We start from the raw sequence: 14,729 nt of genomic DNA, 5'->3' as shown, positions 1-14,729 counted from the left end.
CCACGACGTCATCAACCACCCTGCTTCACCCACCTGTTGACAGCCCTGCCAGGAGCACCGCCATGACCATGACCCAGCTCAGACGTGCCCTCGCCGTGACGGCCACCACCGTTTCCCTCGCCCTCGCCCTGTCCGCCTGCGGAGGCGGCTCGGCATCCACGGACGACACCGCCGAGGTCGCCGCCAACCCCGACTTCGCCGCCGGCACCACCATGGCCCAGCTCGCAAAGGCCGACAGGATCACGATCGGTACGAAGTTCGACGTACCGCTCTTCGGTCTGAAAGGACTCGACGGCGAACCCGCGGGATTCGACGTGGAGATAGCAAAGATCATCGCGGGAAACCTCGGCATCGCGGCGGGAGACATCGACTGGGTCGAGACCCCCTCCAAGGTCAGGGACGAGTACCTCGCGCAGGGCAAGGCGGATCTGATCACCGCGACCTACACCATCACCGACGAGCGCCGCACCCGCGTGACCTTCGCCGGGCCCTACTACAACGCCGGCTCGACGCTCATGGTCAAGAGCGACAACGAGGAGATCACCGGGCCCAAGTCCCTCAAGAAGTCCGGTCTCAAGGTCTGTACGGCGACCGGATCCGTCGACGCCGAGGTCATCAAGGAGTACCTCTCGAAGCCCGAATCGCAGCTCGTCCAGTTCGACGTGTTCAGCAAGTGCGCCGAGGCTCTGCGCACCGGCCAGGTGGACGCCGTCACCACCGACAGCGCCATCCTCCTCGGCTTCGTCTCCACCTCCAAAGGCAAGTTCAGGACCGTCGGAGACACCTTCTACGACCAGCCTTTCGGCATCGGCATCAAGAAGGGCGACGTCGAGTTCTGCGAGTTCGTCAACGACGTACTCACCGAGTCCGTCAGCGACGGCAGTTACGCGAAGGCATGGGAGAAGACCGTCGGCGACGCCGCCCCGAAGACTCCCGAACTGCCCCGACTCGGCCCCTGCGAGTGAGGCGGTCCGGAGGAGTGTCATGGATGTGATCACCGGCAACGCCGGCCTGTTCTGGTCCGGCTGGCTCAGAACCGTCGAGATCTGCCTCTACGCGGCCATCGGCTCCCTCGCGGTCGGCCTGGCCGTGGCGGTGGCCCGGGTCTCGCCCGTCCCCGTGCTGCGGAGCCTGGGCGCGCTGTGGGTCCAGTGGCTGCGCAACTGCCCGCTCACCGTCGTGTTGTTCTTCATGGCGTTCGGCCTACCCGAAGTCGGCCTGCACGGCAGCTACTTCTGGTTCGGTGTGACGGGACTGGTCTGCTACACCTCGGCCTTCGTCTGCGAGGCCGTACGCAGCGGAATCAATGCCGTGCCGGCCGGTCAGGCGGAAGCGGCGCGGTCCATCGGGCTCACCTTCGGCTCGGGCTTGCGGCAGGTCGTCCTGCCGCAGGCACTGCGGTCGATGGTCCCTCCCCTCGGCAACGCACTGATCGCCATGATCAAGAACTCGGCGATCGTGGGCGCCTTCGGTGTGGGCGGTGAGCTGTTCAGCGTCGCCGACACCCTCACCTCGGCCCGAGGACTCCCCGCCCTGCCCACCCTCACCGGCGTCGTGGTCGGTTACCTCCTGCTGATACTGCCCTTCGGGTTTCTGCTCGGCACCCTGGAACGAAAGGTGGCGATCGCCCGGTGAGCGCACCGAACACCGCCCCCGCGCTGTACGACGCCCCTGGCCCACGGACCCGAAGGCGCATCCGCTGGGGCACGGCCGCGGTGGTGCTCGTATTCGCCGCCCTGCTCGTCACCCTGGTCACCAGGCTCGATGCCCAGGGTCAGTTCGCCGAGGCCAAGTGGGGGCCGCTGCTCGATCCGACCCATGAGCAGTTCGGGCAGGTATGGGACTTCCTGGGCGCGGGCCTGCTCGCCACGCTGCAGGCGGCCGCCATCGCCATCGCGCTCTCCCTCCTCCTGGGCACCGTCCTCGCCGTCACCCGGTTCACGGCCGCCGCCTGGTACCGGTGGGCGGTCGTGGGCTGCATCGAGTTCCTGCGCGGCGTACCGGTCGTCATGTCCGTCTTCTTCGCCGCCCGCGTCCTGCCGGAACTCGGCGTCGACCTGCCGGTGATGTGGTTCCTCGTCATCGGACTGACCCTGTACAACTCCGTGGTCATCGCCGAAGTCATCCGCGCCGGCATCCAGGCCCTGCCCAAGGGCCAGGCCGAAGCCGCCCAGGCCATCGGCCTCACCCGGAGCGCGACCCTGCGCCTCGTCCTGCTCCCCCAGGCGTTCCGCATCACGCTCCCCGCCCTCATCGGGCAGCTCGTGGTCGTACTGAAGGACACCTCACTCGGCTTCATCATCAGTTACGAGGAACTGCTGCGCCGGGGCCAGATCGCCGTACAGACACTGGAGAACCCCCTCCAGATGTTCTTCGTCATCGGAGCGATCTTCATCGGGGTCAACTTCAGCCTCTCGAAACTGGCGGAAGCCGTGGAGCGCCGGGCGGGCTGAACGCGGCGGCCGGCCGATCTCCGTGATTCCCCGGCACGGGAATCTGTTCGCCAGACAGGCCGACGATCTGCTTGGCTCGCCCCATGAGCGATCTCCACATCCGCAGCGCAACCCCCGCCGATCTCGACGCCGTCCTCGCCTTCTGGAAGACGGCCGCCGAGGGCACGAGCATCAGCGACGACCGCGACGGCGTGGAGCGGCTCGTCGCCCGTGACGCCAAGGCGCTGATCATCGCCGAGTACGGGGGCGAGCTCGTGGGCACAGTGATCGCCGGCTTCGACGGCTGGCGTTGCCATCTGTACCGGCTCGCCGTGCATCCGGACCGCCGCCGCCTCGGCATCGGCTCGGCGCTGCTCGCCGCCGCGGAGGAACGGTTCGTACGGCTCGGCGGGCGGCGCGGCGACGCGATGGTGCTGCAGCGCAACGAGACCGCGCATCATGCGTGGCGGGCCGCGGGGTACACGCCCGAGGAGAAGTGGCGGCGGTGGGTGAAGCCGCTCGGCGCATGACCGGCGTACGCGCGACTTTGCTGACCCTTTACTATGTGAGGACTTGGTCTTCTTCTTCCTAGGAAAGGTGTGAGCGTCCGCCCATGGGCGAGCCTCCCAGTCCCGGCAGCCCGCGCGGCCTTGCGCCGTGCGGGCATCATGCGATTCCCAGCCCTCTGTCCGACCATGGGACGGAGGTGACCCGATGACCGAAGTGCTCCTCCTCGCGGTGGCGGTTCTGCTCTCCCTGGCCTGCGGAGCATTCGTCGCCGCCGAGTTCTCGCTGACCACGGTCGAGCGCAGCGAGCTGGAACGAGCCGCCGAGCGCGGTGAGGTCGGTGCCTCGGGCGCTCTCAAGGCCGTACGGAATCTGACCTTCCAGCTTTCCGGCGCGCAACTCGGCATCACCGTCACCAACTTGATCGTCGGCATGCTCGCCGAGCCGTCCATCGCCAAGCTGATCGCGGGTCCGCTGGAGGCGGCCGGCATGGGCCCCTCGGTGGCCTCTTCGACCGCGCTGGTCATCGGTACGGCGCTGTCGACGGTGTTCCTGATGGTCGTCGGCGAGCTCGTGCCCAAGAACTGGGCGATCTCCTCGCCGCTGTCGGTGGCCAAGAAGGTGGCGACGCCGCAGCGCTGGTTCAGCACGCTGTTCCGGCCGTTCATCACGCATCTCAACAACACCGCGAACCGGGTCGTACGCCGCTTCGGTGTCGAGCCCACCGAGGAGCTGGCCTCGGCCCGTGGGCCGCAGGAGCTGATGGCCCTGGCCCGCCACTCCGCGAGGGAGGGCGCGCTGGAGGCCGACACCGCCGAGCTTTTCGTACGGACGCTGAACCTCGCGGACCTGACCGCGGAGAACGTGATGACGCCGCGCGTCCAGGTCATCGCCCTGGACGTCCAGGCGACCTGCGAGGACGTGGCGAACGCGACGCGGGCGACGGGTCTTTCGCGCTTCCCCGTCTACCGCGGCAACCTCGACTCGGTCGTGGGCGTCGCGCACATCAAGGACGTACTGGCGGTGCCCGCCGAGCGCCGCAGCCGCAGCTCGGTCGCGCAGCTGATGCGCGAACCCCTGCTCGTACCGGAGTCGCTGACCGTCGACCGGCTCCTGGACCGGATGTCCGGGAAGCGCACGATGGCCGTCGTCATCGACGAGTACGGCGGCACCGCCGGGGTCGCCACCCTGGAGGACATCGTCGAGGAGGTCGTCGGCGAAGTGCGGGACGAGCACGATCCGCACGAGATGCCCGATCTCGCCCTGGCCGGCAAGGACGACGACGGCAGGGCGCTGTACAACGCCGACGGTGCGGCCCGCACCGACCAGCTCGCACGGGTCGGGCTGCGGGTGCCCGAGGGGCCGTACGAGACGCTGGCCGGGCTCATCGCGACCGAACTCGGCCGCATTCCCACCGTCGGCGACACCGTGGACGTCACCGGCTGGCGGCTCGAAGTGACGGACGCATCGGGGCACCGGGCCGCGCGCGTGCTGCTGCACGCGCCCCTACCGCTCATCGAGGGCATCGAAGGCATCCAGGAAGAGGGGACGCTGTGACCGCCGTACAGCTGCTGATCGGTCTGGCGACGCTCGTCGTGAACGCCTTCTTCGTCGGTGCCGAGTTCGCGCTGATCTCCGTACGCCGCAGCCAGATCGAGCCGTACGCCGAAGAGGGCGACCGGCGGGCGCGGAGCGTGCTGTGGGGTCTGAAGCACGTCTCCGCGCTGATGGCCGCCGCGCAGCTCGGCATCACGCTGTGCACGCTGGTCCTGGGTGTGGTCGCGGAGCCCGCGATCGAGCATCTGCTGGAGCCGGTGTTCCACGCGATGGGGGTGCCCGAGGGCGCGGGGCACGTGATCTCGTTCGTGATCGCGCTGACCTTGGCGACGTATCTGCACATGCTCCTCGGCGAGATGGTGCCGAAGAACATCGCGCTCGCCGAACCGGTGCGCACGGCACTGCTGCTCGGCCCGCCGCTGGTCGCGCTGTCCCGGGCGCTGCGTCCGGTGATCTTCACGATCAACGCCTTCGCGAACGCGCTGCTGAAGCTGATGCGCGTCGAGGTGCGGGACGAGGTGACCGCGACCTTCTCGGACGACGAACTCGCCCGCCTCGTCCAGGACTCCAGCGCCGCGGGCCTGATCGACGACCGGGCCCAGGAGCGGCTGCACGACGCCCTGGAGCTGGGCCGCCGTCCCGTCCGGGATGTCGTCCTCCCGCTGGAACGCGTCGTCTACGCGCGCGTGGGCGTCACGCCCGAGCAGTTGGAGGACCTGTCCGCCGAGTCCGGCTTCTCCCGCTTCCCCGTCGTGGACGACGGCCGCCACATCGTCGGCTACCTCCACGTCAAGGACGCGCTGGACGCGATGCCGCGCGACCTGCCGTTCCGGGTCGCGGACATGCGCTCGATCGCCCGCGTCCGGGAAAGCACACCGCTGGACGACGTGCTCACGGCGATGCGCCGCAGTCGTACGCATCTGGCGGCGGTGTCCGGCGACGACGGGCTGCTGGCGGGGCTGGTGACGATGGAGGACGTGCTGCGGGAGTTGTTCGGGCAGCCGGCGTGAGGTGAGTGCCGGTACGTGACTGCACGTACCGGCACATTCCTGCACGTACCGGCACCTGCCCGTGGGCGGCAGACCGGTGGGTATGTGTGCGGGATACCATCGCTTCCGCCATGGAGACGAATGCCACCTACACCAGTTTTGTCGCGGTCGGCGACTCCTTCACCGAGGGCATGTCGGACCGGTTGCCCGGCGGCTCGTATCGCGGTTGGGCCGACCTGCTGGCGGGGCGGCTGGCCGCTCGGACGCCGGGCTTCCGGTACGCCAACCTCGCCGTGCGCGGCAAGCTGATCGGGCAGATCGTGGCCGAGCAGGTGGACGTGGCGGCGGCCATGCAGCCGGACCTCATCACGCTGGTGGGCGGGCTGAACGACACGCTCCGCCCCAAGTGCGACATGGGCCGGGTACGCGGGCTCCTGGAGGAGGCCGTCGAGCGGCTCGCTCCCTCCTGCAAGCAACTCGTGCTGATGCGCAGCCCCGGCCGCCAGGGCCCGGTCCTGGAACGCTTCCGGCCACGCATGGAGGAGCTGTTCACCTGCGTGGACGACCTCGCGTCCCGGCACGGCGCCCTCGTGGTCGACCTCTACGGCGCCCCGTCACTCGCCGACCCCCGCATGTGGGACGTGGACCGCCTGCACCTCACGACCGAGGGGCACCGCCGCGTCGCGGAAGCGGTGTGGCAGACACTCGGCCACGAGGCGCAGGACGCCGAGTGGCGTACACCGTTGCCCGCGAGCGCGCCGCCCGGGTGGGGCGCCCGCCGGACCGCCGACGTGCGGTTCGCCCGGCAGTACCTGCTGCCGTGGATCGGGCGGCGGCTTACGGGGCGGTCCTCGGGGGACGGCCGTCCGGCCAAGCGGCCGGAGCTGCTGCCGTACGAGGGGTCGGGGTCGTAGACGTACGAAGGGGTGGCGGCGTACGCGTACGAACGGCCGGGGACGTGGGCCTACGAACGGCCAGGTGACGTGGGCCTACGACGGGCCGGTGGACGTGGGCGTACGAGAGGCCGGTGGCGTGGGTCTCCTTCGCGTCGGATGATCGGAAGCATCGTCCCGGCGGCGCGAAGGGAGTCTCGCGTGACCACCACCGTGATCAACCTCAAGGGCCATATCCAGGAGTTCGGGCCCCGTCTGGAGAAGGCCCCCGCGGACCTCGTCTACGTCGGCCGCCGCTGGACCAGGGGCGGCTGGGACCTTCCCGAGCATCCGCTCAACAACCCGTTCGTCCCCGACACCGCCAAGAAGAAGCACGACGGCACCCGCCCCGAGGTCATGGCCAAGTACCGGGCGTACCTCCTCGAACGCCCCGACCTCCTCGACCTGGTGCCCGAACTGCGCGGCAAGACGCTGGCCTGCTGGTGCGCGCCGGAGCTGTGCCACGCCGACATCCTGGCGGAGCTGGCCGACGCGTCCTGAGCGGCCTCGGACCGCGCTTGTAGCTTCCGACGAACAACCCCATGGCGCTGGCCTGCGGGAACCGCCAGTAGAATCAGGCCACGTGACTCCCGCGCCCGCAAAGCCCCGTATCCCGAACGTCCTCGCCGGCCGCTACGCCTCCGCCGAGCTCGCCGTCCTGTGGTCCCCCGAGCAGAAGGTGAAACTGGAGCGTCAGCTCTGGCTCGCTGTACTGCGGGCCCAGAAGGATCTCGGGATCGAGGTGCCGGATGCCGCCCTCGCCGACTACGAGCGCGTTCTCGACCAGGTCGACCTGGCCTCGATCGCCGAGCGCGAGAAGGTCACGCGGCACGATGTGAAGGCGCGGATCGAGGAGTTCAACGATCTCGCCGGGCACGAGCACGTCCACAAGGGCATGACCTCGCGTGACCTCACGGAGAACGTCGAGCAGCTGCAGATCCGGCTCTCGCTGGAGCTGATGCGCGACCGTACGGTGGCGGTCCTGGCGCGGCTCGGCAAGCTGGCCGGTGAGTACGGCGAGCTGGTCATGGCGGGCCGTTCGCACAACGTCGCCGCGCAGGCCACGACCCTCGGCAAGCGCTTCGCGACCGCCGCCGACGAGCTGCTCGTCGCGTACGGCCGGGTCGAGGAGCTGCTCGCCCGTTACCCGCTGCGCGGCATCAAGGGCCCGGTGGGCACGGCCCAGGACATGCTCGACCTGCTGGGCGGCGACGCGGCGAAGCTCGCCGAGCTGGAGCAGCGCATCGCCGGGCACCTCGGCTTCTCGCAGGCCTTCACCTCCGTCGGCCAGGTCTACCCGCGCTCGCTCGACTACGAGGTCGTCACCGCCCTGGTGCAGGTGGCCGCGGCTCCGTCCTCGCTCGCGAAGACGATCCGCCTGATGGCCGGGCATGAGCTGGTGACCGAGGGCTTCAAGCCGGGTCAGGTCGGCTCCTCGGCGATGCCGCACAAGATGAACACCCGGTCCTGCGAGCGCGTCAACGGTCTGATGGTGATCCTGCGCGGCTACGCCTCGATGACCGGCGAGCTCGCGGGCGACCAGTGGAACGAAGGCGACGTCTCCTGCTCGGTGGTGCGCCGGGTTGCGCTGCCCGACGGCTTCTTCGCACTCGACGGACTGCTGGAGACGTTCCTCACCGTCCTCGACGAGTTCGGCGCCTTCCCCGCGGTCGTCGCGCGTGAGCTGGACCGTTATCTGCCGTTCCTCGCGACGACGAAGGTCCTGATGGGTGCCGTACGCGCCGGTGTCGGCCGGGAGGTCGCGCACGAGGCCATCAAGGAGAACGCCGTCGCGTCCGCTCTCGCGATGCGCGAGCAGGGCGCCGAGCGCAACGAACTGCTCGACAAGCTGGCCGCCGACGACCGCCTTCCGCTGGACCGTGCGGAGCTCGCCGCGCTGATGGCCGACAAGCTGTCCTTCACGGGGGCCGCCGCCGGCCAGGTTTCCGCGGTCGTCGGCCGGATCGAGGAGATCGTCAAGCAGCACCCGGAGGCGGCGGGTTACACGCCGGGGGCGATCCTCTGACGCGCTTCACCCCTGCGGAACTGGAGGCCGCCCGCGACCGGCTGGTGCCGGATGTCGTCGCGGACGGCCTCCGCGTTCTGTTCTGCGGCATCAACCCCGGTCTCATGACGGCTGCGACAGGCCACCATTTCGCCCGCCCGGGCAACCGCTTCTGGCCGGTCCTGCACCTCTCCGGTTTCACACCTCGACTGCTGAAGCCGTCAGAACAGGGCGAGTTGCTCTCGTACGGACTCGGCATCACGAACGTGGTGGCGCGGGCCTCCGCGCGAGCCGATGAGCTGAGCGCGGAGGAGTACCGGGAGGGCGGCCGGCTGCTGAGCCTGAAGGTGGAGCGTCTGCGTCCGCGCTGGCTTGCGGTGGTGGGAGTCACCGCGTACCGGGTGGCCTTCGACGAGCGCAAGGCTCAAGTGGGCCCGCAGGAGCGGAAGTTCGGTGATACGCGGGTGTGGGTGCTGCCCAATCCCAGCGGGCTGAACGCGCACTGGACGGCGGAGACGATGGCGGAGGAGTTCGGGCGGCTGCGGTTGGCGGCTGCCCAGACTTAGCGGGTCACGGTGGATCTATCTCGGTGACCACGGCAAGGAGTTGGAACGGCAGCTCCTTGTCCCACTGGGACACACCCAGAACAACCCAGCGGCCGATCTCCTCGCACCTCCACGAGTGCACGTCCTGCACATGGGAGCTGAGCGAGCCCCATGGCTCAGGTATGTCCTCGCCGCCCATGGCCCGCTCCTGGATGCTCCACAGCGAGAATTTCTGCGGCGCACCCCAGCGATCGGTCAGCCGCTCGGAGAGGCCGTCCCTGTCCGCTTCGTACTGCACGGCCGTCTCCTCCCGCTCCGTCCCGTCGTCCTCCCAGAAGTCGTCGCTCGTCGCCAGTTCGGCTATGTGGAACCCAGGTCCTGCGGTGCCGACGTCCGACCGGCCGTGCTCCGTGGAAAAGGGTCGGGAGCACAGCTCGTCTATCGTGGCGAGTTGCTGCGCGAGGGTCATGAGATCCAGTAAACCCTGCGGCACTGACATTTGGTGGTCCGTCAGCCGCGACTCAGCCGCTGCTCAAGCGTCCCGACGCCGTACGCTCCAGGCCCCCGCCGCCAGCGCGGCCGCGGCCCACAGCGCGGTCACCGCCAGCCCGCTCCAGGGGCCGAGCGCACCGTCGGACGTTTCGTGGAAGACCACCTGGCCCGCCTTGTCCGGCAGGAAGTCGGCGACTCCACCGGACACTCCCCCGACGACGAAGGACACGATGAGCAGGAACGGGATCAGGATGCTCAGGGTGGCGACTCCGCTGCGCAGCAGAGCGGTCAGGCCGGCCGCGAACAGGGCCATCAGCGCGAGGTAGAGCCCGCAACCGACGACACCGCGCAGTCCCTCGCCCCAGCTCAGCCCGCTCCCCCGGTCACCGAGGACCGCCTTGCCCACGGCCAGACTCACGAACCCGGTGACCAGCCCGACGACAAGGGCTGGTACGCCGACCGCCGTAGCCTTCGCCGCGAACCACCGGATCCGATCGGGCACCGCGGCCAGCGAGACCCGCAGCGCACCGCCCTGGAACTCCGAGGACACGGCCTGCGCGCCGAACGCGATCGCCGCGATCTGCCCGAAACTGACCCCGAAGAACGCCGAGAACAAGGGGTCGAAGTCCTCGCCGGGGGATTCGCCCGAGGAGGCGTCGAGCCCGGCGATCGCGGAGAAGGCCGCGGTGACGAGTACGACGGCTGCCAGTCCGGCGACAAGGGACCGCAGCGTACGGATCTTGAGCCACTCGGAGTGGAGTACGGGTGTGAACGGCACGGTCAGGCCTCCTGCGGCTGGTTCGATGTCTTTGAGGTCTGGGCTGCGAACTCGGCCTCCGTGGCGGTCAGATCGAGGTAGGCCTGCTCCAACGTGCCCTCCTCCGCGGCGAGTTCCAGGATGGGCACTCCGGTGCCCGAGGTGAGGCGGCCGATGTCGTCCACGCGCGCGTAGTGCACGATCCACCGTTCGTCCGCGCCCTCCACGGCGTCGTATCCGTGCCGGGCGAGCAATTCCCGAAGTGCGGCGCCGTCGGTGGTGCGTACGCGTACGCGTGGCTGCACGCGCGCGTCGATGAACTCCCGCATCGGCATGTCGGCGAGCAGGCGCCCGCGGCCCAGGACGACGAGGTGGTCGGCGAAGGACGCGGTCTCGTTCATGAGGTGGCTGGAGACGAGCACAGCGCGGCCCTCGCGGGCGAGTCGGCGCATCAACTCCCGGATCCAGATGATGCCTTCGGGGTCGAGCCCGTTCGACGGCTCGTCGAGCAGAACCACCGGCGGGTCGCCGAGGAGCGCGGCGGCGATGCCCAGGCGCTGGCGCATGCCGAGGGAGTACGTCCTGACGCGGCGGCCTGCGACCGAGGCCAGCCCCGCTTCCTCCAGGACCTCGTCCGCGCGGCGCTCCGGGAGGCGGTTGCTCGCGGCGAGCACGCGCAGATGGTCCCGCGCGGTACGCGCGCCGTGGGCCGCCTGGGCATCGAGCAGGGCGCCGACGTGGCGCAGCGGCTCGTCGAGCGTCGCGTAGGCGCGGCCGCCGATGGTGGCGGTGCCGGACGTCGGCCGGTCCAGGCCGAGTACGAGCCGCAGAGTGGTGGACTTTCCGGCGCCGTTGGGGCCGAGGAAGCCGGTGACGCGGCCGGGTTCCACGCGGAAGGTGAGGTGGTCCACGGCGCGTGTGGTGCCGTACACCTTGGTGAGCTCCTGTACGTCGATGCTGGTCATGGGCCCAGCCTGGCCGTCTGTGCGGCGCCGGGGCCTCCCCCGCGGGTGGAGAGACTCTCCCTCGCCCGGGGGAGGACCGTTGTCAGCGGCGGCTGGCACGATGACCAAATGGCCCGCTTCCTGCGCCGGTTGATCCGGGGGACGACGTACACGCGCTTGCTGCACCTGTGGGTGCCGATGCTGATAGTGAGCGTGTGGATGTTCATCATGCCCTCGCGCCCGTGGGTGCCCGCTTTGTTCCTCATTCCGCTCGGGCTCATCCCGGCCGTGCGGCACGGCGAGGGTGTGCAGGCGCGATTGCTGCTGACGCCGGGCGAGGAGGAGGAGTCGGGGATCTCCGTAGGGCCGTCGGTGACATGGGGGGACCGGTTCCGCACGGTGGTGTGGCTGGAAGCCCGCATGGTCCTCGGGTGGGGGGCCGGAGTGGCCACCGTCTGGCTGCCGGTCCTGGCCTTGGTGCTGATCCAGCTCCCCTTCGGGCACGTGCCGGACGATGTCCCGCTCCTCTCGGACGCGGACCCTCACTGGGCATACGCCCTGCTCGCACCGTTGCCGCTGATCGCCCTGTACGGGGTAGTTGTGGGACTCGGCGAGCTGATCACGGCCATCGCGCGCCACCTCCTCGGACCGTCCGCGGCCGAGCGGGTCGCCGCCCTGGAGGAGCGCACCGAACGGCTCCTGGAGCGCACGCGCATCGCCCGCGAGCTGCACGATTCGATCGGGCACGCGTTGACCGTGGCCGTGGTGCAGGCGGGTGCCGCGCGGGCTGCGGGAGACCCAGAGTTCACCGACCGGGCCTTGGGCGCCATCGAGGACACGGGCCGAGCCGCCCTGGAGGACTTGGAGCGGGTGTTGAGCGTGCTGCGCGAGTCGGAGCGGCCGGCGAGCAGCCGCCCGACGCTCGCGGAGGCGGATCGTCTGCTGGAGTCGGCGCGCACCTCCGGGGCGAAGGTCGACGCCGAGGTGACGGGTCCGCTCAAGGAGGTGCCCGGCCCGGTCTCGCGGGAGGGCTATCGCATCCTCCAGGAGTCGCTCACCAATGTGCTGCGGCATGCGGGGTCCGTCCCCGTCCGGGTCCGTATCGGGGTCGAGGACCAGTCGCTCTCCCTGGAGGTGCGCAATCCGCTGTCAGCCGAGATAGCTGGGCCCGGTCGCGGCAGCGGTCTGCGGGGCATACGCGAGCGGGCCGCGCTGCTCGGCGGCCTCGCGCGCACCGGCCCGGACGACGGCGACTGGCAGGTTCACGTCGAGCTGCCGCTGCGCTGATCTACGCTGGCCGGGTGCCGGTCACCGTTCTGCTCGTCGATGACGAACCCCTCGTACGCGCCGGTCTGCGCGCCGTTCTGGAGGCGCAACACGACCTCGAGGTCGTCGGGGAGGCCGCCGACGGCGCCGCGGTGATCCCGCTGGTCCGGCAGCTGCGGCCCGAAGTCGTCCTGATGGACGTCCGGATGCCGCTCATGGACGGCATCGAGGCCACGCGCGCCGTGCTGCGGACGGTCGACCGGCCGCCGAAGATCGTCGTGGTGACGACCTTCGAGAACGACGAGTACGTGTACGAGGCGCTGCGCGCGGGCGCCGACGGTTTCCTGCTGAAGCGGGCGCGGCCGGCGGAGATCGTGCACGCGGTGCGGCTGGTCGCCGAGGGCGAGTCGCTGCTGTTCCCGGCGTCGGTGCGGCAGTTGGCCGCCGAGTACGGGGACGGTGGTGGCGGGAATCCCGCGGCGCGGGCGGTGCTGGAGCGGGCGTCTCTGACCGAGCGAGAGGCGGAGGTACTGCGGCTGATGACCCGGGGCCTGTCGAACGCGGAGATCGCCGAGCGGCTGGTGGTCGGCACCGAGACGGTGAAGTCCCATGTCAGCGCCGTACTGGCGAAGTTGGGGGCGCGGGACCGGACACAGGCGGTGATCGCGGCGTACGAGTCGGGATTCGTGGCCCCCGGCTGATCCGGGGCTCCTGGCAAGGGGCTTGTGCCAGGCACTCGCCGGGTTCGGTCGCGGCGAGTACGATCCGGCCAACACGCGCGCGAGCTGGGAGGACGTACGTTGGGGCAGCTGACCGGCGGGGATCCCTCGCTGCTGCGGAGGATCAACTCCGCGGTGGTGCTGCATGCGCTGCGGGCCACGGACTTCGCGACTCTCACCGAGATCACCCGGGTGACCGGGCTGTCCCGGCCCACTGTGGAGGGCGTCGTCGAGGGGCTGGTCGCGGGCGGGCTCGTTGTCGAGACCGCGGCCGAGGAGGGTGCCGCGCGGCGTCAGGGTCGGCCCGCACGAAGGTACCGGTTCCGGGCGGAGGCGGGGCATCTGCTCGGGCTCGAGATCGGTTCGCATCGGGTGGCCGCGCTCCTCGCGGACCTGGACGGCCGCACCCTGGGGACGATCGCCAAGGACGTGTCCGAGGCGGCGTCGGCGGACGAACGGCTCGAACGGCTGCGTACGGCCGTCGCCGAGCTGCTGCGCCAGGCGGGCGTTGCGCGCGGTTCCCTGCGGGCGGTCGGCGTGGGTACGCCCGGCATCATCGAGGCGGACGGCACCGTACGGCTGGGCTCCGCCCTGCCCGACTGGACGGGGCTGCATCTGGGCGAGCGGCTGCGTCGCTCCTTCAAGTGTCCGGTGCTGGTAGAGAACGACGCCAACGCCGCGGTGGTGGCCGAGCACTGGAAGGGCGCGGGCACGGAGTCCGACGACATGGTGTTCGTGCTGGCCGGGCTGAGCCCGGGGGCCGGTTCCTTGATCGGCGGGCGGCTGCACCGCGGGTACGGGGGTGCGGCCGGGGAGATCGGTGCGCTGCATCTCCTGGGTCGTGAGGCGACTCCGGAGACACTGCTGTCCACGACGGACAAGCCGTTGCATCCACTTGACGAGCAGGCGGTGGCGAGGGTCTTTGCGCAGGCCCGCAAGGGTGACGAGCGGGCTAGGGCGGCCGTCGAGCGCTTCATCCAGCGACTGGTGCACGATGTGGCGGCCCTGGTGCTCGCCCTGGACCCGGAGCTCGTAGTCATCGGAGGCTGGGCGGCAGGCATCGACGGCGTACTGGAGCCACTGCGCAAGGAGCTGTCCCGCTACTGCCTGCGACCACCTCGGGTGGCCCTTTCGGTCCTGGGCGAGGCGGCCGTGGTGATGGGGGCGCTGCGGCTGGCTCTCGATCATGTGGAGGAGCAGCTGTTCGCGGTGGAGGGCACGGTCACGGCACGGCGCTGAGTGTCGGGGGGGGTTGTTTCGCCCCCGCCGCCCCTACCCGTCCCATCCTCGGGGCTCCGCTCCCGAACCCCACCAGGGGCTCCGCCCCCCGGCCCCGGGTTTGTATGTCGACTGCGGACCGGTCGGGGCTGGGCGCGCAGTTCCCCGCGCCCCTTACGGGGCTTGACCCTCCGCGGGGATCAGGGGCGGAGCCCCTCGTGGGGGCGCAGGGCGCAGCCGCCAGCGGGTCCAGGGGTGCAGCCCCGGCGGGGTCGAGGAGCGCAGGCCCTCCAGAGTTCACGGGCGGGGCCCCTGTTTGCCCGCAGGGCGCAGCCACCAGCAGGTCCAGGGGCGCAGCCCCGGCGG

The 14,729-nt window shown here is 70.3% G+C and carries 16 protein-coding genes; 13 read left to right on the top strand and 3 right to left on the bottom strand.

Annotated features, from left to right (window positions below; genetic code table 11):
- Positions 1-62 precede the first annotated feature (62 nt).
- The 10 genes from ACQEVY_RS40055 (at position 63) to mug (ending at position 8,988) form a co-directional block, all read left to right on the top strand.
- A complete protein-coding gene (locus tag ACQEVY_RS40055) occupies positions 63-965 on the top strand; it encodes a glutamate ABC transporter substrate-binding protein (RefSeq protein ID WP_432954763.1) in 903 nt (300 codons plus the stop codon).
- A 19-nt stretch (positions 966-984) separates the two neighbouring features.
- Positions 985-1,635: an amino acid ABC transporter permease gene (locus tag ACQEVY_RS40050; RefSeq protein ID WP_432954761.1), complete on the top strand. Its 651-nt coding sequence runs from the start codon at positions 985-987 to the stop codon at positions 1,633-1,635.
- Entirely contained in the window at positions 1,632-2,453 is an 822-nt protein-coding gene (locus ACQEVY_RS40045) for an amino acid ABC transporter permease (RefSeq protein WP_432954760.1), read from the top strand. Before ACQEVY_RS40050 ends, ACQEVY_RS40045 begins: the two co-directional genes overlap by 4 nt.
- A gap of 83 nt (positions 2,454-2,536) precedes the next feature.
- Positions 2,537-2,962: a GNAT family N-acetyltransferase gene (locus tag ACQEVY_RS40040; protein WP_432954758.1), complete on the top strand. Its 426-nt coding sequence runs from the start codon at positions 2,537-2,539 to the stop codon at positions 2,960-2,962.
- Positions 2,963-3,146: 184 nt separating this feature from the next.
- Positions 3,147-4,496 carry a hemolysin family protein gene (locus ACQEVY_RS40035; RefSeq protein WP_432954757.1) on the top strand — a complete coding sequence of 450 codons (1,350 nt, stop codon included), beginning with the start codon at positions 3,147-3,149 and terminating at the stop codon, positions 4,494-4,496.
- Complete coding sequence (locus ACQEVY_RS40030; protein WP_432954756.1) at positions 4,493-5,506, top strand: hemolysin family protein; 1,014 nt, start codon at positions 4,493-4,495, stop codon at positions 5,504-5,506. The genes ACQEVY_RS40035 and ACQEVY_RS40030 overlap by 4 nt, the downstream gene beginning before the upstream one ends.
- Before the next feature lie 110 nt (positions 5,507-5,616).
- Positions 5,617-6,399: an SGNH/GDSL hydrolase family protein gene (locus ACQEVY_RS40025; protein ID WP_432954754.1), complete on the top strand. Its 783-nt coding sequence runs from the start codon at positions 5,617-5,619 to the stop codon at positions 6,397-6,399.
- Positions 6,400-6,579: 180 nt separating this feature from the next.
- Positions 6,580-6,918: a DUF4326 domain-containing protein gene (locus tag ACQEVY_RS40020; RefSeq protein ID WP_432954752.1), complete on the top strand. Its 339-nt coding sequence runs from the start codon at positions 6,580-6,582 to the stop codon at positions 6,916-6,918.
- Between the two features lie 82 nt (positions 6,919-7,000).
- Positions 7,001-8,443: an adenylosuccinate lyase gene (gene purB, locus ACQEVY_RS40015; RefSeq protein WP_432954751.1), complete on the top strand. Its 1,443-nt coding sequence runs from the start codon at positions 7,001-7,003 to the stop codon at positions 8,441-8,443.
- Positions 8,440-8,988 (top strand): G/U mismatch-specific DNA glycosylase, encoded by a 549-nt coding sequence (mug, locus tag ACQEVY_RS40010; protein ID WP_432955644.1) that lies wholly within the window; start codon positions 8,440-8,442, stop codon positions 8,986-8,988. Before purB ends, mug begins: the two co-directional genes overlap by 4 nt.
- A gap of 4 nt (positions 8,989-8,992) precedes the next feature.
- Here the strand turns inward: mug and ACQEVY_RS40005 are convergent, their stop codons facing one another.
- From ACQEVY_RS40005 to ACQEVY_RS39995, 3 genes are all read right to left on the bottom strand, one after another.
- Positions 8,993-9,436: a hypothetical protein gene (locus ACQEVY_RS40005; protein WP_432954750.1), complete on the bottom strand. Its 444-nt coding sequence runs from the start codon at positions 9,434-9,436 to the stop codon at positions 8,993-8,995.
- Positions 9,437-9,499: 63 nt separating this feature from the next.
- Positions 9,500-10,237 (bottom strand): ABC transporter permease subunit, encoded by a 738-nt coding sequence (locus tag ACQEVY_RS40000; RefSeq protein WP_432954748.1) that lies wholly within the window; start codon positions 10,235-10,237, stop codon positions 9,500-9,502.
- 2 nt (positions 10,238-10,239) lie between these two features.
- Positions 10,240-11,181, bottom strand: coding sequence for an ATP-binding cassette domain-containing protein (locus ACQEVY_RS39995; RefSeq protein WP_432954746.1), 942 nt, complete (start codon positions 11,179-11,181; stop codon positions 10,240-10,242).
- A gap of 108 nt (positions 11,182-11,289) precedes the next feature.
- On the opposite strand from ACQEVY_RS39995, the gene ACQEVY_RS39990 reads away from it, so the two are divergent.
- From ACQEVY_RS39990 to ACQEVY_RS39980, 3 genes are all read left to right on the top strand, one after another.
- Complete coding sequence (locus ACQEVY_RS39990) at positions 11,290-12,447, top strand: sensor histidine kinase (protein WP_432954744.1); 1,158 nt, start codon at positions 11,290-11,292, stop codon at positions 12,445-12,447.
- A gap of 14 nt (positions 12,448-12,461) precedes the next feature.
- Complete coding sequence (locus ACQEVY_RS39985; protein ID WP_432954742.1) at positions 12,462-13,127, top strand: response regulator transcription factor; 666 nt, start codon at positions 12,462-12,464, stop codon at positions 13,125-13,127.
- 99 nt (positions 13,128-13,226) lie between these two features.
- Complete coding sequence (locus ACQEVY_RS39980; protein ID WP_432954740.1) at positions 13,227-14,384, top strand: ROK family transcriptional regulator; 1,158 nt, start codon at positions 13,227-13,229, stop codon at positions 14,382-14,384.
- Positions 14,385-14,729 lie beyond the last annotated feature (345 nt).

Source organism: Streptomyces sp. CA-288835 (assembly GCF_050936385.1).
Taxonomy (GTDB): Bacteria; Actinomycetota; Actinomycetes; order Streptomycetales; family Streptomycetaceae; genus Streptomyces.
This window is presented reverse-complemented; position numbering and strand designations above follow the sequence as displayed.

Excerpts from the sequence above, each read along its gene's own strand:
- ACQEVY_RS40055 (WP_432954763.1), top strand. The coding sequence starts at position 63 with ATGACCATGACCCAGCTCAGACGTGCCCTCGCCGTGACGGCCACCACC.
- ACQEVY_RS40050 (WP_432954761.1), top strand. The coding sequence starts at position 985 with ATGGATGTGATCACCGGCAACGCCGGCCTGTTCTGGTCCGGCTGGCTC.
- ACQEVY_RS40040 (WP_432954758.1), top strand. The coding sequence starts at position 2,537 with ATGAGCGATCTCCACATCCGCAGCGCAACCCCCGCCGATCTCGACGCC.
- ACQEVY_RS40035 (WP_432954757.1), top strand. The coding sequence starts at position 3,147 with ATGACCGAAGTGCTCCTCCTCGCGGTGGCGGTTCTGCTCTCCCTGGCC.
- ACQEVY_RS40025 (WP_432954754.1), top strand. The coding sequence starts at position 5,617 with ATGGAGACGAATGCCACCTACACCAGTTTTGTCGCGGTCGGCGACTCC.
- ACQEVY_RS40005 (WP_432954750.1), bottom strand. The coding sequence starts at position 9,436 with ATGACCCTCGCGCAGCAACTCGCCACGATAGACGAGCTGTGCTCCCGA.
- ACQEVY_RS39995 (WP_432954746.1), bottom strand. The coding sequence starts at position 11,181 with ATGACCAGCATCGACGTACAGGAGCTCACCAAGGTGTACGGCACCACA.
- ACQEVY_RS39990 (WP_432954744.1), top strand. The coding sequence starts at position 11,290 with ATGGCCCGCTTCCTGCGCCGGTTGATCCGGGGGACGACGTACACGCGC.